Origin of the sequence: Flavonifractor sp. An91, from assembly GCF_002159225.1 — a bacterium.
Lineage (GTDB): Bacteria > Bacillota > Clostridia > Oscillospirales > Oscillospiraceae > Flavonifractor > Flavonifractor avicola.
The window spans coordinates 1-22,203 of sequence record NZ_NFHA01000016.1; the positions used below are offsets into that span (position 1 = coordinate 1).

General features: G+C 62.0%; 20 protein-coding genes and 1 pseudogene. 8 read left to right on the forward strand and 13 right to left on the reverse strand.

Annotated elements, in window-relative coordinates; translation table 11 throughout:
- Nucleotides 1-75: 75 nt before the first annotated feature.
- Nucleotides 76-1,164: a hypothetical protein gene (locus B5G42_RS10130; RefSeq protein ID WP_242961195.1), complete on the reverse strand. Its 1,089-nt coding sequence runs from the start codon at nucleotides 1,162-1,164 to the stop codon at nucleotides 76-78.
- A 68-nt stretch (nucleotides 1,165-1,232) separates the two neighbouring features.
- On the reverse strand, nucleotides 1,233-2,138 hold the full coding sequence (locus tag B5G42_RS10135; RefSeq protein WP_087269826.1) for a selenium metabolism-associated LysR family transcriptional regulator: 906 nt from the start codon (nucleotides 2,136-2,138) through the stop codon (nucleotides 1,233-1,235).
- A 72-nt stretch (nucleotides 2,139-2,210) separates the two neighbouring features.
- Between B5G42_RS10135 and selD the strand changes: the two genes are divergently transcribed.
- The 5 genes from selD to udk all read left to right on the forward strand — a co-directional run bounded on the left by selD (nucleotide 2,211) and on the right by udk (nucleotide 5,671).
- On the forward strand, nucleotides 2,211-3,254 hold the full coding sequence (selD, locus tag B5G42_RS10140) for a selenide, water dikinase SelD (RefSeq protein ID WP_087269829.1): 1,044 nt from the start codon (nucleotides 2,211-2,213) through the stop codon (nucleotides 3,252-3,254).
- A gap of 198 nt (nucleotides 3,255-3,452) precedes the next feature.
- A complete protein-coding gene (gene yedE / locus B5G42_RS10145) occupies nucleotides 3,453-4,526 on the forward strand; it encodes a YedE family putative selenium transporter (protein ID WP_242961196.1) in 1,074 nt (357 codons plus the stop codon).
- 10 nt (nucleotides 4,527-4,536) lie between these two features.
- Entirely contained in the window at nucleotides 4,537-4,740 is a 204-nt protein-coding gene (locus B5G42_RS10150) for a sulfurtransferase TusA family protein (RefSeq protein WP_087269832.1), read from the forward strand.
- Nucleotides 4,718-4,978 carry a DUF3343 domain-containing protein gene (locus B5G42_RS10155; protein WP_087269835.1) on the forward strand — a complete coding sequence of 87 codons (261 nt, stop codon included), beginning with the start codon at nucleotides 4,718-4,720 and terminating at the stop codon, nucleotides 4,976-4,978. The genes B5G42_RS10150 and B5G42_RS10155 overlap by 23 nt, the downstream gene beginning before the upstream one ends.
- Before the next feature lie 75 nt (nucleotides 4,979-5,053).
- Nucleotides 5,054-5,671, forward strand: a complete 618-nt coding sequence (gene udk, locus B5G42_RS10160; RefSeq protein ID WP_087269838.1) for a uridine kinase — start codon at nucleotides 5,054-5,056, stop codon at nucleotides 5,669-5,671.
- Nucleotides 5,672-5,714: 43 nt separating this feature from the next.
- On the opposite strand, the gene B5G42_RS18150 is transcribed toward udk, so the two are convergent.
- The 6 genes from B5G42_RS18150 to B5G42_RS10185 all read right to left on the reverse strand — a co-directional run bounded on the left by B5G42_RS18150 (nucleotide 5,715) and on the right by B5G42_RS10185 (nucleotide 11,939).
- The gene (locus B5G42_RS18150) at nucleotides 5,715-5,876 is read right to left on the reverse strand and encodes a hypothetical protein (protein WP_162611076.1); all 162 of its coding nucleotides are present in this window, start codon (nucleotides 5,874-5,876) and stop codon (nucleotides 5,715-5,717) included.
- The gene (locus B5G42_RS10165) at nucleotides 5,873-8,458 is read right to left on the reverse strand and encodes a M56 family metallopeptidase (RefSeq protein ID WP_087269841.1); all 2,586 of its coding nucleotides are present in this window, start codon (nucleotides 8,456-8,458) and stop codon (nucleotides 5,873-5,875) included. The genes B5G42_RS18150 and B5G42_RS10165 overlap by 4 nt, the downstream gene beginning before the upstream one ends.
- 6 nt (nucleotides 8,459-8,464) lie before the next feature.
- A complete protein-coding gene (locus B5G42_RS10170) occupies nucleotides 8,465-8,824 on the reverse strand; it encodes a BlaI/MecI/CopY family transcriptional regulator (protein WP_087269844.1) in 360 nt (119 codons plus the stop codon).
- A gap of 278 nt (nucleotides 8,825-9,102) precedes the next feature.
- Nucleotides 9,103-9,639, reverse strand: coding sequence for a hypothetical protein (locus tag B5G42_RS10175; RefSeq protein ID WP_087269847.1), 537 nt, complete (start codon nucleotides 9,637-9,639; stop codon nucleotides 9,103-9,105).
- A complete protein-coding gene (locus B5G42_RS10180) occupies nucleotides 9,636-11,570 on the reverse strand; it encodes a M56 family metallopeptidase (protein ID WP_087269850.1) in 1,935 nt (644 codons plus the stop codon). The genes B5G42_RS10175 and B5G42_RS10180 overlap by 4 nt, the downstream gene beginning before the upstream one ends.
- A 3-nt stretch (nucleotides 11,571-11,573) precedes the next feature.
- Entirely contained in the window at nucleotides 11,574-11,939 is a 366-nt protein-coding gene (locus tag B5G42_RS10185; protein WP_087269853.1) for a BlaI/MecI/CopY family transcriptional regulator, read from the reverse strand.
- A 173-nt stretch (nucleotides 11,940-12,112) separates the two neighbouring features.
- Here B5G42_RS10185 and B5G42_RS10190 point away from each other — a divergent pair, with 173 nt between their 5' ends.
- Nucleotides 12,113-13,597, forward strand: coding sequence for a DUF1846 domain-containing protein (locus tag B5G42_RS10190; RefSeq protein WP_087269856.1), 1,485 nt, complete (start codon nucleotides 12,113-12,115; stop codon nucleotides 13,595-13,597).
- A gap of 64 nt (nucleotides 13,598-13,661) precedes the next feature.
- On the opposite strand, the gene B5G42_RS10195 is transcribed toward B5G42_RS10190, so the two are convergent.
- Nucleotides 13,662-14,498, reverse strand: coding sequence for a DUF6612 family protein (locus tag B5G42_RS10195; RefSeq protein WP_087269859.1), 837 nt, complete (start codon nucleotides 14,496-14,498; stop codon nucleotides 13,662-13,664).
- A 188-nt stretch (nucleotides 14,499-14,686) separates the two neighbouring features.
- Here B5G42_RS10195 and B5G42_RS18685 point away from each other — a divergent pair.
- Nucleotides 14,687-15,235: pseudogene (locus tag B5G42_RS18685) on the forward strand (sigma-70 family RNA polymerase sigma factor).
- Entirely contained in the window at nucleotides 15,222-16,694 is a 1,473-nt protein-coding gene (locus B5G42_RS10210) for a hypothetical protein (RefSeq protein WP_087269864.1), read from the forward strand. The pseudogene B5G42_RS18685 and the gene B5G42_RS10210 overlap by 14 nt, the downstream one beginning before the upstream one ends.
- A gap of 325 nt (nucleotides 16,695-17,019) precedes the next feature.
- Here the strand turns inward: B5G42_RS10210 and B5G42_RS10215 are convergent, their stop codons facing one another.
- From B5G42_RS10215 to B5G42_RS10230, 4 genes are all read right to left on the reverse strand, one after another.
- Nucleotides 17,020-19,098 carry an elongation factor G gene (locus tag B5G42_RS10215; RefSeq protein WP_087269867.1) on the reverse strand — a complete coding sequence of 693 codons (2,079 nt, stop codon included), beginning with the start codon at nucleotides 19,096-19,098 and terminating at the stop codon, nucleotides 17,020-17,022.
- A 172-nt stretch (nucleotides 19,099-19,270) separates the two neighbouring features.
- Nucleotides 19,271-20,608 (reverse strand): DUF4179 domain-containing protein, encoded by a 1,338-nt coding sequence (locus B5G42_RS10220; protein WP_087269870.1) that lies wholly within the window; start codon nucleotides 20,606-20,608, stop codon nucleotides 19,271-19,273.
- Nucleotides 20,601-21,104 carry an RNA polymerase sigma factor gene (locus B5G42_RS10225; RefSeq protein WP_242961197.1) on the reverse strand — a complete coding sequence of 168 codons (504 nt, stop codon included), beginning with the start codon at nucleotides 21,102-21,104 and terminating at the stop codon, nucleotides 20,601-20,603. The genes B5G42_RS10220 and B5G42_RS10225 overlap by 8 nt, the downstream gene beginning before the upstream one ends.
- Nucleotides 21,105-21,224: 120 nt before the next feature.
- Nucleotides 21,225-22,184: an anti-sigma factor family protein gene (locus B5G42_RS10230; RefSeq protein WP_087269873.1), complete on the reverse strand. Its 960-nt coding sequence runs from the start codon at nucleotides 22,182-22,184 to the stop codon at nucleotides 21,225-21,227.
- Nucleotides 22,185-22,203 lie beyond the last annotated feature (19 nt).

The following is a 22,203-nucleotide window of genomic DNA, read 5'->3' on the forward strand; positions in this document are numbered from 1 at the left end:
CCCCCCCCCCCCCCCCCCCCCCCCCCCCCCCCCCCCCCCCCCCCCCCCCCCCCCCCCCCCCCCCGCTTCTCTTCTTTACGCCTGCTCCAGGGCCAGAAAATTCTCTATGATCTCCTCCCCCCGGGCGTGTACCCGGTCAAAGTCCACATGGGGATTATAGATGGCCTCCAGCTCATCGTGCATGGCCTTGGCCTGAGCCAGGGCGTCCACCGCCTCCTCCATGAGGGCGGCAGTCACCTTCCGGGCAAAGCGCAGCCGGGCCCGGCTGCGCCGCAGCAGCTCGGTGTCCACCATGGCCTCCAGCCGGATACGGCGGTAGGGCCGGCGGAGCCAGGGCTGCTCGGGGGTGGTGCTCACAAAGGCCAGGGACAGATTGGGGATAATCAGATGGGCCATCCGGTCAGGGAACATGGGATCGGGGCAGGCCACCACGTCGTGGCCCGCTGCCATTGCCCCGGCGGCCAGGCAGGTGAGCATGGTGTGGGCCAGGCCATAGGCATCGCTCAGCTCATATACCCTGCTGCACTGAGCCTCCACCGTGCCGTACTCCCGCAGCACCCCCTGCCAGGTCACCGCCCCCAAAAACCGCTGTACCGACCGGCCTGCCTGTTCCCCCTCCCGCTTCAGTTCCCGGGACAGGATGCCCTTGGCCCGCTTGGCCATCTTGGCCTCCAGGGCAGGGGTGAGCAGCAGGGCCCGCCCGTCCTCCTCCAGCTGGGCGGCAGCGGTGAGACAGCGGTAGGCCCGGGCATAGCAGGCCTTATAGCCCTTCATGCACCCTTTCAGCTCCGCACCCACCGCCTGGAGTGCCGCCCGGTCATAGCAGGCCCCCAGATCCACATAGCTCTCCACCAGGCCGGGATATTTGGGCTCCACCACATGGGGGGCAGTGCCGTCCACCACCGCCGCGCCCAGGGCAGGAATGATGACCGCGTCCAGGGAGTCGGGATCGCCGGAGCAGTAGATGTACTCCACCGAATGGCCCGCCTCCTCCATGGCCCGCCCCACCTGCTTCATCAGAGTAGATTTGCCGCAGCCCGGCCCGCCCTTCAAAATGCGGATGTCCCGGGCCTTCTCCGGGTCCAGCATCTGATCGTAAAGGGAGTAAAAGCCGGTGGGGGAATTGGCCCCTAAGTAATAACAGATCCTTGCCTCTGCTTCCATAAAAAGACCCTCCAAGAGTAAGTTTCTCACTCTCAGGGTATGCGTGGGCAGGTTGGACGGTGCGCCGGTCACATCTTGTCCCGGTAAAAGTAGAGTAATTCCTCCACCAGCATGGCCGCCGCCGGGGACAGGGGGCTGGAGCGCCGGTAGAGCAAATAGAACTGCCGCTCCAGCAGGGGACTCTCCGGGGCAAACACCAGGATTTTGCCCTCCTGAGCCGCCTCTTTGGCGGCGCAGCCCGACAGGATGGAGATGCCCAAGCCGTTCTTCACCCCCTGGAGGATACTCTCGGTGCTCTCCAGCTGGGCGGCCATGGTCAGGCTCTTTACCTCCAGGCCGATGCCCTTGAGATACTGCTCGGCCTGCTTGCGGGTACCGGAGCCGGGCTCCCGCATCAGGAAGGGGGCGTGTCTCAGGATCTCCGGCGTCATCTGGCCTCCCAGGGCCTGATACTCCGGGGTGTTGGGGGTGGCAATCACCAGCTGTTCCGCGAAGAAGGGGACGCACAGCAGTCCCGCTCGCTGGACCGGAGCCCCCACCAGCCCCAGCTCGGCTCCGTTTTCCACCATCCACTGGACCACCTGGCCGCTGTCCCCCTGCCGGACCTGGAAAAACACGTCGGGGTAGCGCTGGCGCAGCAGGGGCAGAATCTGGGGCAGCAGGTACTGAGAGGGCACGGTGGAGGCCGCCACCGACAAAGTCCCCGAGATGGAGGAGGCGGCGGTGCGCACATCCTGGGCCGCCCGTTGGCACAGGCCCAAAATCTCGGCGGCGTACCGGCTGAGCACCCGCCCGGCGGCGGTGAGCCGCAGTTCCCGGGTGGAGCGCACCACCAGCTGGGTCCCCAACTCGTCCTCCAGAGCGGCTACATGGGCGCTGACGGTAGGCTGGGTGAGATAGAGGGCCTCCGCCGCCTTGGAAAAGCTGCGCTGGCGCGCCACCTGTAAAAATGCCTCCAGTTGTTTGAATTGCATGGTAAGCCTCCGATTGCTTTTTTCGTTGAAATAAGATACACTGTTGCTAACAAACACTCAGGGGGTGATGAGATGCCGTATGAGAAGCTGCGCCTGACCGCCATGACCACGGCCGGTGGGTGAGGGGCCAAAATAGGGCCGGGTGTCCTAAGGAATGTATTGGCGGGCCTGCCTAAAGCGGCGGACCCCAACCTGCTGGTGGGTTATGACTCCAGCGACGACGCCGCCGTCTACAAGGTCAGTCACGACGTGGCCATGATCCAGACGGTGGACTTCTTCCCTCCGGTGGTGGACGACCCCTATACCTTCGGGCAGATTGCCGCCACCAACGCCCTCTCCGACGTGTACGCCATGGGGGGCGAGCCCCGGCTGGCCATGAATCTGCTGGCCTTCCCCTCCTGCCTGCCGGTGGAGGCGGTGGGAGATATTCTGGCAGGGGGCGCCTCCAAGGTAACTGAGGCCGGAGCAGTGATCGCCGGCGGCCACAGCATTGAGGATCAGGAGCCCAAGTACGGCCTGTGCGTCACCGGGCTGGTCCATCCCCGCCGCATCCTCACCAACAGTGGGGCAAAGGTGGGGGATATCCTGGTGCTCACCAAAGCGCTGGGCACCGGCATCCTGTCCACCGCCGCCAAAGCCGAGCTGCTGGAGGAGACCGACTACAAGCAGATGGTGGAACTGATGACCACCCTGAACAAGTACGCCGCCCAGGCGGTGGGGTCTATTTCCCTCAGCGCCTGCACCGACGTCACCGGCTTCGGCCTGGTGGGCCATGTGAAGGAGATGGCGGAGGGCAGCTCCACCACCATGGAGCTGTGGGCGGGTAAAATCCCCATTGTGCCCAAGGCTCTTGAGCTGGCACGGGACGGCATCATCCCCGCCGGCGCCTACCGCAACATGGACTTTACCGCCGGCGACACCCTGGAGGACTCCGCCGTCCCCCGGGAGGTGCTGGACTGTCTCTACGACCCCCAGACCGCCGGCGGACTGCTGTTTAGCGTACCCGAGCGCCAGCTCCACGCCCTCATGGGCCGGATGATGGACGCCGGGGTACCCGCCGTGGCCGTGGGCGCGGTGCGTCCCAGAGGGGAAAAGCTGGTCCACATCAAGCCATAAGCAGACAAAAGGGCTGCCGCACGTTGTGCGGCAGCCCTTTGTGCGTTTTCCCATTATACCTCTCTTTATTGATTTTTTCTATATCTTTCATTTTATTTATGGAAAATTCGTATTTCAAATTTTTGTACCCCGGCGCTATAATCTGCTTGAGAGAAAGTTTGTTTGCTTTCCTGAAAAAAAGTTAGAGAGGTGTTGTGTGTGACAAAGCTCAAAGGACACCTGCCGGTCATTCTGGCCGGGCTGGTGGTAGGCATCGCCTCGGTGGTGCTGGTTGCCCTGGGCAACCCGGTAAACATGGGCTTCTGTATCGCCTGCTTCCTGCGGGACATCGCCGGCGGCGTGGGGATGCACCGGGCCCCCATTGTGCAGTACATCCGGCCCGAGATCATTGGCCTGGTGCTGGGCGCCATGATCATGGCCCTGGCAGGCAAGGAGTTCAAGGTGCGGGGCGGCTCCTCCCCCATGACCCGGTTCGTGCTGGGCTTCTGCGTCATGGTGGGCGCCCTCATGTTCCTGGGCTGCCCCCTGCGGATGGTCATCCGCCTGGGCGGCGGCGACGGAAATGCCATCCTGGGCCTCATTGGCTTCATCATCGGCATTTTCGTGGGCACCCTGTTCCTGAAAGCAGGCTTCTCCCTCAAGAAGTCCCAGCCTCAGCCCAAGATCGAGGGTGTGCTCATGCCCGCCGTCAACGTGGGCCTGCTGATCCTGGTGATCGCCGCTCCCGCCTTTATTTTCTTCTCCACCGAGGGCCCCGGCTCCATGCGGGCCCCCATCGCCGCCGCCCTCATCGCCGGTCTGGTGGTGGGCGCCATCGCCCAGCGCAGCCGCCTGTGTATGGCCGGAGGCATCCGGGACGCCATGATGCTCAAGGACTTCCACCTGCTGATGGGCTTCGTGGCCATCTTCGTGGCCGTGCTGGTGGGCAACCTGATCGTGGGCGGCATGGGCCTCAAGGGCGGCTTCAACCCCGGCTTTGCCGGTCAGGCCGTGGCCCACACCGACGAGCTTTGGAACCTGCTGGGCATGGTGCTGGTGGGTCTGGGCTCCGTGCTGCTGGGCGGCTGTCCCCTGCGTCAGCTCATCCTCTCCGGCAGCGGCAACAGCGACTCCTCCGTGGCCGTGCTGGGCATGGTGGTGGGCGCCGCCTTCTGCCATAACTTCGGCCTGGCCTCCTCCACCGACGGCCCCAGCTTTGCCGGCAAGGTGGCCGTCATCATCGGTCTGGTCCTGGTCTGCGCCATCGGCGCGGGCAACACCAAGAAAGCGTGAGGTGAACGGTATGAATCAAGTGGACGCCAGAGGCTACTCCTGTCCTGAGCCGGTGCTCATGACCAAGAAGGCCCTGCAAAACGGCACCCCCCTGGTGGTGCTGGTGGACAATGAGACTCCCCTCCAGAACGTGCGCCGGTTTGCCGCCAACAATGGCTACCAGGTGACCTGGAAAGAGGTGGGGGAGGACTATGAGCTCACCATCACCAAGTAAGGAGCACATCGCCACCTTCCACACCCACTTCGGGGCCCTCACCTTCCACAAGAAGCTGAAAGCCCTGGGGGACAACGCGGTGATGATGCCGGTACCCCGCAAGCTGTCCGCCTCCTGCGGCACCTGCGTGAAGTTCTCCCTTCCCTTCGACCACGCCTGGGCCGATGAGGATCTGGAGGCGGTCTACCTCCATGAAGAGGGGGGCTACCGGCTGCTCTTCGAGAATGAGGAAACCTGAGAAATCCCCCCGGATGTCTTGTAGCATCCGGGGGGATTATGCTATACTAAATAAAAAAATGGGGGAGCGGACGCAATGGACACCATGATCATCGGCATCGCCGGGGGCACCGGCTCGGGCAAAACCACCCTGACTCTGGGTCTGAAGGAGCGCTTTGGGGACGCGGTCTCCATCCTCTACCACGACAACTACTACAAGCAGCACGACGAGATGCCCTATGAGGAGCGGTGCAAGCTGAACTACGACCACCCGGACGCCTTCGACACCCAGCGTTTGGTGGACGATCTGGACGCTCTGCGCCGGGGGGAGACGGTGTACAGCCCCACCTACGACTACACCATGCACAACCGGGCCGCCGAGACGGTGGAGGTCCGCCCCGCCAAAGTCATCCTGGTGGAGGGCATCCTCATCTTCGTGGAGCCCGCCCTGCGGGAGCGGATGGACATCAAGCTCTTTGTGGACACCGACGCCGACGTGCGTATCCTCCGCCGCATCATGCGGGACGTAAAACAGCGGGGCCGCTCCCTGGACTCGGTGGTGCAGCAGTACCTCACCACCGTCAAGCCCATGCACGAGCAGTTTGTGGAGCCCTCCAAGCGGTACGCCGACCTGATCGTACCCGAGGGCGGCCGCAACCAGGTGGCTATGGACATGATCATTCAGCGCATCCGCAGCCATATTTCTTTGGATTGACAGACAGCAAAAGGGAACCTGCCATACGGCAGGTCCCCTTTTCTTATTGAAACCGGTAGCCCTTTTGCTGCAAACTCTGGAGAAAGCCCATGAAATGCCCATGGTCCCAAAAGTTCAGCAGCCGCCAGCCCTCCATGGGATGGAAGGAGACAATGCGGGCCTCATCCTCCAGCCACAGCCGGTGGAGCATTTTTGTTCCCATCATGTTTTCAGCAGCGCCTCCTCCAGGGTGCAGACATAGGTCAGCGTCCCGTCCTTGTACTGGTATACGCCCTCTACTCCATCCACATCGGCCAGCACCAAATCACCATATTCCAGCTGGATATTCCCGATGAGCCTCGTGATGTCGGCAAAGTCGGCACCCAGTTCCCGGGCGGCGTCGGTCTTGTGGATCTCATCGCCATAGAAATCATAGATGATCACATTATTTTTCTCACCCGTGGGCCAGGTCAGGGCCTCCTGGAATCCATCGTCGTCCAGGTCGTAGAGCTCCACATTGGTGTTCTCCCCGGCTGCCATCAGGTAGAGATAGAGCTGCGGGTCCTCCACGATGGCCGATTCGTTGACCATATCTCCCACATAGCGCAGCAGCACCGTATAGGGCTGGGACTGGATGGCGTAGACGCTGATGTGGGAATCACCCGGGCCGTTCAGGTACAGGCACAGCCCGCCGTCGGCATCCATATAGGACTCCGGGTCCTCAATGGACTCCAGCCTGGCCGCCGCTGCTTCCAGCACCTCTGCCTCTGTTCCGGTACGGGTCAGCTCGGTCTCCTGGTTACAATCTACCCACACCAGGCGGCTGGTCAGCCCGCTGGCATTCTTCAGCACAGACTCCATGGCCAGCCCTTGCCCCGACAGGGTAATCCGGCTGTCCGGCGTAAAGCTCTCCGCCATGAGGGCCATCACCTGGGGCTCAATGGCGATGTGAGGATAATCGGTAATGGCGGTGTCCTGCCACTGGGTGGTGATCCTCCAGCAGCCCTCCGTCCCCTCCACATAGTAATAACGGTAGTTCCAGCCGTACCACTGGGCCTCAAAGACCCGTCCGCTGTCGCCGGCAGGGGTCATACCCTGGGTATCCCCCGCCAGATAGTCGGCCAGGTTGGTCTTGGTATAGTCCACCGTAATGGCCGAGCCGGTGTTGTACTGGGACACCCATACGCTGTGGACCGGGTCCGCCGACCACTGGGTCCAGGCCATCACAGGAACATAGAGATACCAGCCGTCCCCATCGTAGCGGTGGACCGGATAGTTGCTGGGCTTGGAGTCCTCCGACGGATAGGTAATCTGTTCGATCCAGTCCCCCACATAGAGCGGCAGGTCCAGGCCCTGGTCGGTCACATACCAGTCGTAGATAGCCTCTTCATAGCTGTTGTGATAGCCCAAGAAATCGAAGTTGTCGTTGACGACCTGATCGTAAAGAACGTCATAAGTGCCGTCGGGGTAGCGCAGGGCGACGATGTTGTGCCCACCCTGGCCCTCCAGGTCAAACCAGCCGTCCTTCTCGTACATACCGCCCACCAGGGCAACTTCTTCGGCGGGAACGTCCAGCTGCACCAGGTAGTTAAAGGTCCAGGCCTCCAGGGTGCCCTCGGGGGCCAGTCCTTCCACCTCGCCCATCTTGTCCAGCCAGGCCACCTTGGTGCCGGTGACCTGGGCAGTGGCCTCCTCGGTGGTAGCTGTCCCGTTGGAGAATTTATAGTAGGTTACCTCTTTGACACTGTCCAAGGTCTGCTGGGCAAAGTCCTCCATGCTCTGATACTGCCCGCTTTCGCTGGAAGGAGTCTGGCTGGCCTGCCCGGCGGGGTTGGCGGCGCAGGCGGCAATGACCGCCACACAGGCCACCCCTGCCACCAAAGACAGCCACACCCGGGGCCGCTTCCACCGCAGCAGGTTGCGGATACGCCCCTTGGGGTCTCCCTCCCCAAAGGCCAGGGGGGTACCCGCGATGGTGAGCCGTCCGGTGGCCAGAGCCAGCAGGGAAGCGGAGTAGTCTGCCTTTACCTTTTCGCCCAGCTGCCGCACCACCGCCTCGTCGCACCGCATCTCCATGTCCTTGCCCGCCAGAATGAAGGCCGCCCACACCAGGGGGTTGAACCAGTGGAGGCACAGGCCGGCAAAAGCCAGCACCTTTACCACATGGTCCCCGTGGCGGATGTGGTACCGCTCATGGCGGATGATGTAGCCCATCTCCCCCTCCGTCAAGGTGGAGGGCAGATAGATTTTAGGCCGTACCAGTCCCAGCACAAATGGGGTGGAGATGTGGTCGGCCAGATAGATGTTGTCCCGCAAACGCAGGCTGCCCACCAGTCTACGCCGCAGCCGAAGCAAGGCGAAGATGCTGTACCCCGCCATGCCCAGCACGCCGGCCAACCACACCCAGGCCGCCACAGCGGCCCAGTCCACAGTGGAAGTAGCCTGCTGTTCCGGGACTACAGGAGCCAAGGAATCAGAGGCGGGTGTTTGGGGCTCCACCGGCACCTGCTCGGTCTGGGGCTGGATAGCCTCCGGCTGCCGCTGGGGCTGCACATAGGTGACGGTGCTCACCACCGGGCTTGCCTGTCTGGCCGGGGCGTCCAGGGCCCCCAGCAGGGAGATGCCGGAGGGCAGGGACACCGGACACAGAAGCCGGAAGAGCACCACCGCCCACAGGGCATAGGAAAAGACCTTTGGGGCCCGCTTCAGGGCCAGTCGGGCCGCTATCACACACAGGATCACGATACCTGCCGTGAGGCTCATGTTCAAAAGGGTCGGGAACAGCGTCTGAGACAAGAATGCCGTCATTTTAGGTCACCCCCTGCTCTCATCAATGAGCTGCTGTAACTGCGTGATCTCCTCCTGGGACAGTTTTTTCCGGCGGGTGAAGGCAGTGAGGAAGGCGGGCAGAGACCCGGAAAAAGTCTCCTCCACAAATTCCTCGCTCTGCCGGGCGTAGAACTCCTCTTTGGACACCAGGGCGGTCACCACCCCGTCCTGATTTTGAAAAATGCCCCGCTGGCACAGCCGCTTGAGCACCGTATAGGTGGTGGACTTTTTCCAGCCCAGGGCCTCCTCCGCCTGGCGCACCAGCTGGGTGGAGGTCATGGGTTCCCCCTGCCAGATGAGATCGGCAAAGCGGGACTCCACCGCCCCCAGTTTCCAATCGCTCATAGGATCGCCTCCTTTGGTCTACTACTTGTCGTCCTCACCTGTAGTCTACAGTCTATAGACCATTCTGTCAATGACAATCCGGTTACAAAAAAGGGTCTGTTGCAAAATGTGCAGCTCGTACAAAGACCCGTCATTCCGAGAAAAACGGCCGCCCACCGGGCGGCCGTTTTTCTCGGGAATCCGCCCCTTTTGCCGGGGAAACGGATTGCCACGCCAGTGTGCGCACTGGCTCGCAATGACAGGTTTGTGCAAAACAGCTATTTTGCAACAGGCCCTTTTCAGGCAAATTTCTTCCGCAGGCGGAAGAGCTGCCAGATGATGCAGAACATGACGATGATCCATACCACCAGCACACCCATCAGAATAAGCGTGCCCAGGGTATCCCATTCCTCCCAGGGCAGGGGCAGGCACATGAGGGTACGCAGCACCGCGTCCACATTGCGGCAGGTCCGCAGGCCGCTCCCGTTCTCCCCTGCTCCATCCGCCAGGATAGCCAGGTCGGTGAGCAGTTGGAAGTGAAAATACAGGCCGATGCAGGTAAGCAGCGCATTCAGCAGGAAAAACTGCCTCATCAGTGTCTGTCCGGTGGCAAACACCGCCAGCCAGTCGGCCAGCTCCCTCGCTCCCAGCAGGATGCAGAAGGGTTTGAGCAGGGTCAGGTCCCGCAGCTGATCCCCCAGCAGGGTGATGGCGGAGAAAAACAGCAGATAGCCCACCCAGTTGGGCAGCAGATTCAGGGTACCCAGGTTAAAATTCAGATGGAGAAATACATAGCCCCAGGCAATTTTGGTCAGGCCACGATAGGTACTGCTCATGGGACCACCTCCTCCGGCAGAGCCACGCAGATGTAGGTTCGATCCCCGTCCTCAACGGCCACCGCCAGGGCCTCTGGCATGGCGGTCAGGGTCATATTCTCGCCGCTGTATAAGCCGGTGCTCTTCCGCACCGGGTCCTCATCCGGCCCCACCGGATACAGGGTATACCGGTAGTCCGCCTGGGAAAGGGCGCGCTCCGGATCGGCGGACCGGGACATGAAGGCCAGCTCCACCGGCACTTCCACAGGCTCCTCCGTCTGTCTCACAGTGACTCGGAGGGCAAAGCCGTCCTGCATCAAAGTAAACGGGGTATTGGGGCGGGGAGCCGGCTCGACCCAGCCGCTGGAGAGATAACCGACCAGTTGCTGCGGCCTGTAGGAGGATACGGTGCGGTCAATGCCCAGCTGCATCCGCAGGTCCACCTCCACCCGAAGGGTGGCTGTCTCCGCCACGTAGGTGGTGCCGGGGGTGTTCAAATTCCGGGGGAGCCACCGGGGCGCCCCGTCCTCGGCGAATCCCATCCAGCTCTCCAGTTCCCCCAGGGGAGTTACCGTCCAGAATTCTCCCTCCGGACGGACCGCCACCTGCTGGACGGCCACGCCTTTGGTCTCATCTCCCTCCAGTGGGACAAAAAACAGGGTGCCGGTGTAGCCACCCGCTCCATCGGCCAGCAGGTTCATCACCGACCACTCCGCCTGCCAGGCAGGCCGGGACCAGTGAAAATTCAACTCCCAGAACAGGGAGTCATTCAGGTCCACCTCCTCAAAGGGTGCCTCCACCGCCTGAACCACCTGGGCCCGTTCCTTCTCCGGGGTCACCATAGCAAAATATACCGGACTGTCGCACAGCACCGCCTTAGCGTAGGTGTCCAGCGCTCCGGCCACGGTGGTGGGCCGGTTGAGCATGGCGGCGGTCATTGCAAAACTCCCCCGCTGGTCATACTCAGGCACCGCCACCGCCCCGCCGGTGCCCGCCAGACAGGTCACCGCCAGCACCACCGCCACGCACCGGGCCCCTAAAGCCACCCCTCTGGGGTAACGCTTGAACCGGGCAATGGCCCCGATACGGTCCTTGATGTTGCGGCCCCCGTTGGCCATGGAGGTGGTACCCGGCGCCCGGGCATATTTGTCCTCCGCCATGGACAGGAGGATCACGCCATATTCCCGCCGCTGCTCCCCCTCCAGCCGTTCCAGCACCCGCTGGTCGCACAGTGCCTCGCTGTCGTTCTGGGCCCGGTTCCAGCAGTACCACAGCAGGGGGTTGCACCAGTGGAGGCAGCGCAGCAGGCAGATCCCTACGCCGGCCCACAAATCCCCATATTTCAGGTGGAGCAGCTCGTGGAGGAGCACCTTGTCATCCACCGCCCGCTCCGGCAGCACCAGCACCGGGGAGAGCGGCCCGCACACAAAAGCGCTCTCCGCCGCCGCCAGCACAACCACTCGCTTGGGCACCTTCAGGCCGTACCTCACCGCCACCCGCTCCAGCTGGGCTGTCACCTCAGGTGCGGGGGCCTTTCCCCGGGCCACCTTCCGGCGCAGAGCCACATAGGTCATCAAAAACCACAGCAGAGTAAGGACCACCCCGGCCACATAAATGATAAAAAGCCAGTCGGTCACACTGGTGGGCATGACAGGCCGGAGCAGCGGCACCGGGGCCGCCACCTCCGTCCCGGTATAGGGCTGGGTGAGGGCAGAGGACAGGTTGGCCTCCACCGTCAGTCTGGCGGTCTCCAGCGCCATCCGCCCCTCCGGCAGGAGGGACCGGCCCAGCAGCCCGGCAGGCAGCAATACCCGCAGGGCCAGAATGGCCCACACTCCATACTGCCACCGGGGAGACAATTTGTCCAAAAAGAGCCGCTTGGCAATGAGCAGCACCGCCGCCGCCACCGAGGCGGTAAGGGTCTGCATCAAAAAGGCCCAGATGTTTTCCATGGATCACACCTCCATGTCGTCCAGCAGCTTCCGCAGCTCCTCCCGCTCCTGGGCAGTCAGCTTCTCCTCCTTCAAAAAGGCGGCCACCAGCTTGCCCGCCGAGCCCTGATACACCCGGTCCAGCAGCCCCCGCCGCTCCTGAGCTGCACAGGCCTCCCGGTCCACCGCCGCCTGGTAGCGGTGGGGCGCCTGAGTCTTGTCAATGGTCACCAAACCTTTGGCCTCCATCCGGGTCAGGTAGGTGAGCACCGTATTGCGGCTCCAGCCGGTGGCGGGCCGCAGCGCCTCCACCGCCTCGCCCAGAGCCAGCCCATCCGGCGACGTCCACAGCACTTCCAGCACCCGCCACTCCTTGTCACTCAGCTTCATCTCCGCCCCTCCTACAGCTGTAGTATCTACATAGATACTACAGCTGTAGGAGTATAATGTCAACACTTTCGCCAAATTTTCCGCAAACAGAAAAAAAGCCTACAGACCATCCCGGAATTGTGGTACAATAGCCGTTGAGTGAAAAATGATATGAGAAGGGACGGAGACCGGAAATGGACAAAATCGGGTTTGACAATCAAAAATATCTGGAGCTCCAGTCGGCGCACATCCGGGAGCGGATTCGCAAGTTCGACAACAAGCTCTACCTGGAATTTGGCGGCAAGCTGTTTGACGATTATCACGCCTCCCGGGTACTGCCCGGCTTTGAGCCGGACAGCAAGATCCGGATGCTGAAGGAGCTGCGGGATTCGGTGGAGGTGGTCATCGCCATCTGCGCCAATGACATTGAGAAAAATAAGGTCCGGGGCGACCTGGGTATTACCTACGATGTGGACGTGCTGCGGCTCATCGACGCTTTCCGGGGCCAGGGCCTGCTGGTGGGCAGCGTGGTCATCACCCAGTATGCCGGCCAGCCCGCCGCCGACGCCTTCCAGCGCCGGATGGAACACCTGGGCGTCAAGACCTATCTGCACTATCCCATTGCCGGTTATCCCCACAACACCACCCTCATCGTCAGCGACGAGGGCTACGGCAAAAACGACTATATCGAAACCCAGCGGCCTCTGGTGGTGGTCACCGCTCCCGGCCCGGGCAGCGGCAAAATGGCGGTGTGCCTGTCCCAGCTGTACCACGAGTACAAGCGGGGCGTGAAGGCGGGCTACGCCAAGTTTGAGACCTTCCCCATCTGGAACCTGCCCCTCCAGCATCCGGTGAACCTGGCCTACGAGGCCGCCACCGCCGACCTGGGGGATGTGAACATGATTGACCCCTTCCACCTGGCCGCCTACGGGGAGACCACGGTGAACTACAACCGGGACGTGGAGATCTTCCCCGTCCTCTCCGCCATGTTTGAGAAGATCATGGGAGAGTGTCCCTACAAGTCCCCCACCGATATGGGCGTGAATATGGCGGGCAAGTGCATTGTGGACGACGACGCGGTGTGTGCCGCCGCCCGGCAGGAGATCGTCCGCCGGTATTACACCGCCCTGTGCGACCGCCGCATCGGCACCGCCACCGACGATCTGGTGTACAAGCTGGAGACCGTCATGCAGCAGGCCCATGTGGACGTGTCCATCCGCACGGTGGTGGCAGCCGCCGCCCAGGTGGCCGAGGAGACCGGCAACCCCGCCGGAGCCATCGAGCTGCCCGACGGCGAGGTGGTCACCGGTAAGACCACCGATCTGATGGGCGCCTCCTCCGCCGCCCTGCTCAACGCCCTCAAGCGGCTGGCAGGCATCGACCATGAACACCACCTGATCTCCCGTGAGGCTCTGGAGCCCATCCAGCAGGTGAAGGTCCACCACCTGGGCTCGGTGAACCCCCGGCTCCACTCTGACGAGATCCTCATTGCCCTGGCCATCTCCGCCACCACCAATCCTCTGGCCAAGCAGGCGCTGGATCAGCTCTCCGCCCTGCGGGGGTGTGAGGCCCACTCCTCCGTCATTCTCTCTCCCGTGGACTCCCACACCTACAGCCGTCTGGGCCTGCGCCTCACCTGCGAGCCCCAGTATGAGACCAACAAGCTGTATCACAAATGAGTTTTCCAACAAAAAATGGGTGCTGTCTGCTGACAGCACCCATTTTTGATGGCTGTGGCCTGGATCAGGCGCCCAGAGCCTCCGCCGGAATCTCAAAGTCGGTGGCGTTGTTGTAGTTGGAGCAATCCATGGTGACCTCCACCTTGTCGATGGTCAGCGTATCGCCGCCCTCGATGCCGGACATGGCCTTGCTCATCATGGACTGCATCACGTCGGTCATATCCATGAAGTAGCGCACGGGGTAGCCGCTCTCCTGGTCGATCCACACGGTGATGGGCATATCGCCCAGGCCGCTGTACAGCTCGGAGACATCCACCATGCCGCCCAGGCTGGACTCCAGATTGGTGGTGGCGCCGCTGGCCTTGAGCACCTCTTCCATGGCGTCGCCCCGGATCACGCCGGTATACTTGTCGGTGGTCACGCCGTTGATCTCCTCAGTGCCCACGCTGATGTACTCCGCGCCGCTGTCCAGATAGAGGTTCACGCTCTGCTGGGCGTCATACTGCTCCAGCGCATTGACGGCGGCGGTCTGGCTGGTCCAGGTGTTGCCGTCATAGAGATACATATTGTAGGTATCCCCGTCGGCCTGGGCGAAAATGCTCATGGACACGGAGCCCAGGGAACCCATGTCCATGGTCATGTCGGCCTTCATCTTCATGGGGTCGTTGAAGCACACCATATCCATGGTGGTATCAGTCTCCACCTTCTGGCCCATGGCGGTCATATCCATCTCCATGACCATGGTGGCCTCCATGCTCTCCACCGCATTGACCTTCTCAGAGGCCGCCCGGATCTTCGCGGTAGCATCTTCCTTGTTGGCAGTCCCGCCGCCGCAGGCAGTCATGGACAGGGTCAAAGCGGCACCCAGCGCAAGGGCTGCAATCCTCTTTCCGCTCTTCATAGGATTTACCTCCTTGTGATTGTGTCTAACATTTTTATTCGGATCCCGATGGGATGTATTCAAGTTTACCATAGTTTCTTCCCCTTGTCTCCCCTTTTTTCTGAAAGTTTTCTGAAAATTCTCCGTGGGTTTTTCCACCGTCCCGTGTATAATGAAACAGAAAGGTAACGTGGAAAGGGGGTGCCGGCGTGGAGGAGCGGGACATCATAGAGCGGCTGCTGGGGCGGGATGAGACCGGTCTGCATGATCTGCTGCGCTATTACGGTCCCCTGATGCGCTATATCATCGCGCCCATCGTGACAGACCCCCACGACCAGGAGGACTGTCTGTCAGAGGCGGCCATGCGGGTATGGGACCGGGTGGACCAGTTCGATCCCCAGCGGGGCAGCTGGACTGCCTGGCTGACTGCGGTGGTCCGCAATACCGCCCGAAATCACCGGCGGGCCGTTCAACCCCACCACAGCACCCAGGACCTGGACTAAAACACCCCCTCCACCCAGCCCACCCCGGAGGAGCTGCTTCTGCGGCAGGAGCGGCAGGCCGCCGTCAACCGGGCTTTAACCCGGCTCTCCCCCGACGAGCAGACCCTCTTTTACCGAAAATATTACTACTTACAGCCCACGGCTCAGATTGCCGCCGAACTGGGCACCACGGAGCGGGCGGTGGAGGGCAGGCTCTACCGGCTGAAAAAGCGTCTGCGGAAACTGTTGGGAGGTGAGGGATATGCGGGACCCTGATTGGGAGGCCATGGATGAGCAGGAATTTGAAGCCCTGCTGGAAAGCAGCGTCATCCAGCCCCCACCGGAAGAAGTGGTGGCGGAGGTCACCCCCTGGCGGCTGGCCACCAAGCGCATCCTCACCGGCATCGCCCTCACCACCGTCACTTTAAATTTCTGGTGGCTCAACTACCTTCTCCCCGCCATAGGTATAGCGCTGATGCTGCTGGGCTTCCGGGCCCTCCGGCGGGAAAATCGGTGGCTGGGTCTCTGCTTCGGCATCACGGTGTTCCGTGCCGTCTATCTGTATGCCGGTCTGATCCTCAACAGCACCATTTGGCACAGCACCATATTCCCCTCTCCCGTGGTCTATGGATTGACCGGAGTCAATCTGCTCCTTACATTCGCCCAATTCTTCTGCCTGTGGCGCGGATTTCGGGCGGTGCAGCAAAAGGCGGGGCTTCCCGCTCGTGCAGGGGGCGCCGTGGCTCTGATGGTATGGTATGGCGTCATTTTCCTGCTGGCCCTGGTGCAGTATGTGGGATTCATCCTTCTTGGCATCTTGTTGGTGAGCTATATCTGTATCCTCCGCAGCCTGTGGAAGCTGTCCAAAGAGCTGGATCAGGCGGGCTATGCCATCCGCCCCGCGCCGGTGCGCATCGAGGACGGAACCGCGGCCCTGGCCATTGCCATCCTGCTGGTGGCCGGCTGCTTTTTGGGCTGGCTGCTGGGGTGCAAGTATCCCATGGACTGGCAGGCGACAGACCCTGCCGAGCACAGCGGTGTGGAGGAGATCGAGGCACAGCTGCTGGAGCTGGGCTTCCCCGATTATGTGCTTCAAGATCTGACTGCCGAGGACATCGCCGCCTGCGACGGCGCCCTGCGGGTGGTAACAGATGCCCACAATCATTCTGTGAATAACAGCGCGAACGAACCCCTGCGCATCACCGGTGTGGCGGTGGAGCTGCCCGGCGAACAAGGTCGATGGATGATTTTCCACCACTTCCTCTGGACCGAGGACCCCGGCTTCTACGGCACCGAGTCTATCCAGCTCTGGCCCGCCCAGCACCTTTCGGAGGGATGGAGGTCTGCGGGAACTGTCTCCGGTCGGGTGTTGTACGACAAGAACGGGCAAACCTACTCCGCTCCTTACTACTATCTGGGCGAGCAGACCTTTACCTCAGACAGCATTTTCTGGGGAGAGCAGACCAGCACCGACTTATTCGCCGCCTTCTCCATGCCTGAGACGGGCGAAAACAAGCGGGGTTATCTGGCCTATCCCATTGCAGCACTCCAGGACGGCTATATCCTTGACAGCTGGTTCAATTACACCCACCAGCGCACCGCCCTCCAGTACCCCGCCATGACCGCTATGGAGGCCAGAATGAGCAACGGTCTGAACTGGTACGGTCCCTTCTACACCGTTCAGGACGCGCTTCAGTTCTACCCCACAGCAGAAAGTGCAGATCTTCTTTCGTAGGAATCGCCCCTACGGCACATAATAGCTGTTCTTCCGCAAAAAAGGACCGGGCTGATATCAGCCCGGTCCTTGTGCATCTGATTAGTCTGCCTCGTCCTGCATCGCCTTGGCGGCCTCGATGGCCTTCTCCTGGGCGGCGGGAGGTGCGTCCGCCCCAGCGGGTCAAGACCCGCCGGGGACCCCATTTCTTTTTATCTGCTCGGGGCAAATGAATTGCCCCGGCATCAAGGTTTTGCCCATAGGGCAAAACGCTTGGACGAGGACGCTTTTCCTCCCGCCGAAAAAACGGGCCGGGCTGATATCAGCCCGGCCCTTGTGCATTCTATTAGTCTGCCTCGTCCTGCATCGCCTTGGCGGCCTCGATGGCCTTCTCCTGGGCGGCGGGAGGAGCGTCCTCGTAGCGGACAAAGTGGAAGGTGAAGGAACCGCGGCCCTGAGTCATGGACCGCAGGTCGATGGCATAGCGGCTCATCTCCGCCATAGGCACCTCGGCCTCCACCACCTGGTTGCCCTCGCCGTCGGGGTTCATACCCATCACGCGGCCACGGCGCTTGTTCAGGTCGCCGATGACGTCGCCCATGTAGCTGTCGGGGATGGTGACCTTCAGCTCGCCGATGGGCTCCAGCAGCACGGGGCTGGCCTGGGGCATACCGGCCTTGTAAGCCAGCTGCACGGCGGTCTTAAAGGCCATTTCGGAGGAGTCAACGGGGTGATAGGAGCCGTCGAACAGGGTGGCCTTCAGGTACACCACGGGATAGCCCGCCAGCACGCCGTGGACCACGGCTTCACGCATACCCTTCTCAACAGCGGGGAAGTAGTTCTTGGGCACAGCGCCGCCCACGACCTCCTCGCAGAACTGGAGCTCCTCGGTGTCGCCGGGCTCAAAGCGCATCCACACGTCGCCGAACTGGCCGTGACCGCCGGTCTGCTTCTTGTGGCGGCCCTGGACCTCCACCTTCTTGCGGATCTTCTCACGGTAAGCCACACGGGGCTCGGAGAGCTCGGCGTCCACGCCGAAGCGGCTCTTCAGGCGGGAGACGATGACGTCCATCTGCATATCGCCGGTACCGGAAACCACCATCTGGTGGGTCTCGGCGTTGTTCACCCAGTTGAAGGTGAGATCCTCTTCGTTCAGGCGGGTAAGACCGGCAGCGATCTTGTCCTCCTGGCCCTTGGTCTTGGGGCTGATGGCCACGGAATAGCAGGGCTCGGGGAAGGGGATGGGCTCAATCTTGACCACCTTGCGGGGATCAGACAGGGTGTCGCCGGTCTTGACCTTGTCCATCTTGCCGATGGCGCCGATGTCGCCGCACTCCAGCTCCTTGACCTCCTCGGCCTTCTTGCCCTTCATGACGTACAGGCGGCCCAGCTTCTCGGTCGCGCCGGTGCGGGCGTTGACCACCTGCATATCGGGCTTCAGGTTACCGGAGAGCACCTTCACATAGGAGTACTTGCCGTACTGGTCGGACACGGTCTTCCACACAAAGGCGCAGGGCAGAGCGCCGGGGAAGGCCACGAACTCGTCCAGCTCGCCCTTCTCGTTCTCGCCCATGAGGGGATGACCCTCCAGGGGAGAGGGCAGCAGCTCCACGATGATATCCAGCAGCATACGGGTGCCCAGGCCGGTGATGGCGGAGCCGCACACCACGGGGAAGAGGGACAGGTCCTTGACACCCTGGCGCAGGCCCTGGATCATCTCGGCGTAGGTGAAGTCCTCGCCGGAGAAATACTTGTCCATCAGCTCCTCGCTGGTCTCGGCCACGGACTCCTTCAGGGCGTCGTACAGCTCGTCCAGCACGGGCAACTTCTCGTCGGGCACGTCGATCTCCACGCGCTCGCCCTTGGGGCCCGCCTCAAAGGCACGCTTATGGAGCACGTCGATGAAGCCAATGACCTTCTTGTCGGCGTCCCAGATGGGGGCCACCACGGGGGCGATGTTCTTGCCGAAGCGCTCCCGCAGGGTGTCGAAGGCGGCGTTGTAATCGGAGTTATCCTCGTCGGTCTTGGAGATGTAGAGCAGACGGGGCATATTGCGGCGCTGGCACAGCTTCCAGGCCTTCTCGGCGCCCACGCTCATGCCGCCCTTGGCGGAGCAGACGATGATGGCGGCGTCGGAAACCTGCATGGCCTCCATGACCTCACCGGAGAAGTCGAAGTAGCCGGGAGTGTCCAGCACGTTGATCTTACAGCCGTTGTACTCAATGGGGGCCACCGCGGTGGAGATGGAAATCTGGCGGCGGGTCTCTTCGGGATCATAATCACAAACGGTGTTTCCGTCGGCAGGATTGCCCAGACGGGGGGTACCACCGGTCAAAAACAGCATACTCTCGGCCAGGGAGGTCTTTCCGTTGCCACCGTGTCCCAGCAGACAGACGTTGCGGATATTTTGTACGGAATAGCTCATAACTTGTTTCCTCTCCTTACATTTGGAATCGCGGAGCAGCATGGTAAACTGCTGTTGTCCATTATACATGAAAGTTCCGTCAGTTACAACTAAAACTTTAGAAAAATCGCGCAAACTCCCGGGTAAGGCAGAGGAAGGCCCCGCCGCAGAAGGGGCGGGGCCTTGGGACAGTTCAGCTTTGGTCCACGGGGATGGTCTGGCCGTTGAGGGTAATGGAAACCACCTGCTCCGGGTCGATGGGCTGATCGAAGGCCCAGGTGGCCCACCAGCTGTTTCCATCCGCATACGTTGGGGTCAGGACGGTGCCGTCCTTCAAAAAGACCGTAGGAGTAAATTTCTCCAGTGTAATAAAGCGGAGGGTTTTTCCATCCTCCAGGTACATGGTATCCTGATCACAAACCAAAGTAAGGCTCAGCGGGGAGAGTTCCAAGGACTGGGCCATGACAGAGCCCTCCGACTCAAGATCAGCAGGCAATGCAAGGGAGATGGAAAAATGCTCAGATTCCACTGTCTGGAGTGGAATTTCTATGGTCCACTCCCCTTCCACCGGTTTACTCAGGGCAGAATAGTCCACCAGCATCTCCACCTGGGTTAGCCTGGGCAACTGCTCGGGGCCAAAGCCCTCCAGACAGTAGTCCAAATCTCCCTCCACCAGCGTGACTTGTTCCAGATCACGCCCGATTCCCGCACCGTCCTCATTCAAGATGGTGGCGCAGACGGTTACGTTCTGCCAAACCGCACGATTGGCGGGGCGTACCCGCACATGGAGATTACCATCTTCTGCAAAGCCAGCCGCCACAATGGAAAACGGCGTTCCAGCATCGGCGCTTTCCAACTCCGGTTGGGGCAGCAGGACGGTGGAGCCGTCCTGTGTCCGGGTACTGGGAAGCAGTTTTTCTGTGATTCCGGTCTGTTCCGAAGAAGCGGAAATCCGCTGGGATACCGATTGGTACCCCCCCAGCAGGCGCTCCACGTCCAGACAAAGTACGGCGCCCTCCGGTACGTTCTCCCTGCCAGTGGCAGTGAGTACAAACAGGCAGGTCCTGCTGTCCGGGTCGTAGGAAAGCTGCCTGACACTGTAACTGCCGTAGGGCCAGACATCCCTGCCCGTTCCCATCAGGGAATAGCTTATCTGCGTGGTTTCATCCAGCCGATTCTCATTCAGATCCTGAGCTGTAAAATAGACCCGCACCATCCTGCCGTCAGCTAGGGCTCGGACTCCTTCGATCCGGATCCCCTGATCCTCACAGGCGGCCTCCACCTCTGTGGCATAGGGGGCCCGGCTGCCCAGGTCGTTCTGGATGGCCTGCCAGAGGGTGGGCCCCGCCGCCAAGGCGGTAACGGTAAGGGCGGCGGCAGCGGCTGCCGCCACAAGTCCCCGCCGGGTGAGGCGGCGGGGCCGGATCTTTTCCCCGAACAAAACGGCCCTCATCCGGTGCCGGGTATCCTCCACCAGTGCCCGGTCCGGAGCAATCTCGTCAAATTTGGCGCGATAGTCGTGCTCAAACACAGGAATCCCCTCCTTCTTCCAGATAGTCTCGCAGCTGCCGCCGGGCACGCATGAGGCGCATCCGCACGGCGGACTCCTTCTTGCCCAGCAGCCCGGCAATCTCAGGGGTGGAGTACCCCTCGTAGTAGTAGAGATGGACCACCACCCGCAGCTCGGGGGACAGCCTATCCAGGCAGGCGTCCAGCTCGCTTCCCCCCTCCGGCGGCGGCGCCGTCAGCTCCCCCGTGTCCTCCAGGGGTTGGGTCCGGCGGCGGAAGGGATTGCGCCAGTAGGAGTTGGCACAGTTGATGGTCACCCGGCAGAACCAGGCTTTTTCGTGTTCCTCAGTTTCCAGCTGGGGACGCTTGGCCACCAGGCGGAGAAACACCTCCTGAAACACGTCCTCCGCCCCCTCCTTGCTGCGGGTGCGGGCAAAGGCCAGTCGGTAGACCAGCCCGGCGTACCGCTCCAGCAGCTCCTCCGCCCGGGCATTGAACCCGTCGGCATCCTTCTTCACATGACCCCTCCTCTCCAGGTGTTTGAAAAGGCCTTTCACCTGAACTACGCGCCAGCCCTCTGTTTCGTCACATCCAAATAGAAAAAGCGCAGGCCCGCAGCCTGCGCTTTCTCAAAATAATTACGGTTGCACGATCTCGCTGCCGTCCAGCGGCACGGTGTAGGCGGTGCAGCTGGCGGTACCGTCAGGGCCAGGGGTGACCTGCTCCAGCTGGCACAGCCAGCCGGTACCCTCCTGGTTCAGTCCGGCGCACATCAGCTTGGTGGTAGTGCCGTCCTGAGCAGTGGGGCCGGTCATGGTACCGTCCTCACCCACCGTCAGCTCGTCGGTGTTCCAGCCCAGCCAGGCGGCCAGCTTGTACAGGGCTTCCGTCTGGGTAAGACCGATCTGGGTAAGCGTGGGATTCACGGTGGCCTGGGTCGTCTGGACGCCCCGGTCGTCCGGGGTCACGCTGTAGGGTTCAGCTCCAGTTCCAGCAGGTGTCTGGGACGCAGCAGCAGGCTCCGTGGTCTTTGTGCTGCCCTCTCCGGAATAGCTCTGACCGCCCTGCTGGCTGTCTGTCCCCTGACCGGAGCTGCCGCCGGCAGTCTGATCCTCCTGATTGCCGCTCTCTGCCTGGGCCTGGGTGGGCTGGGGCACGATCTCTCGGGTCACCGGTCCCTCCTCATCGCCTCCGGCAGGCAGGTTGCTCTCCACCGCCACGGAAATGCTGCCGGGGGCCTGCTCGCCGCCCCGGAAGCCGCCGGTGCGCCACTGGTCCATAACCCCAGCGCCCACCAGCACCAGGGCGGCCACCGCCGCCAGGGAGGCCAGGCTCCGCCAGCGCCACTGCCGCTTCTTGCTCTGGAAGGGGGTGACCTTGGAGGTGTGGATCTGGTCCATAACCCCCTCCTTCAGCCCGGCAGGGGGCTGAGCGGCCAGCTGGGGTAATTCCTCATGGAGCTCCTTCAGATCCTCCGCAAGGGTCCGGCACGCCGGGCACGCCGACAGGTGCTCCTCCAGCCGGGCAGTCTCTTCCTGGGTCAGAGGTCCGTCCAACCGGGCGCTGATTAGTTCCAGCGCCTCGTCACAGCTCAGCATATCGTTCCCTCCTCTCCGT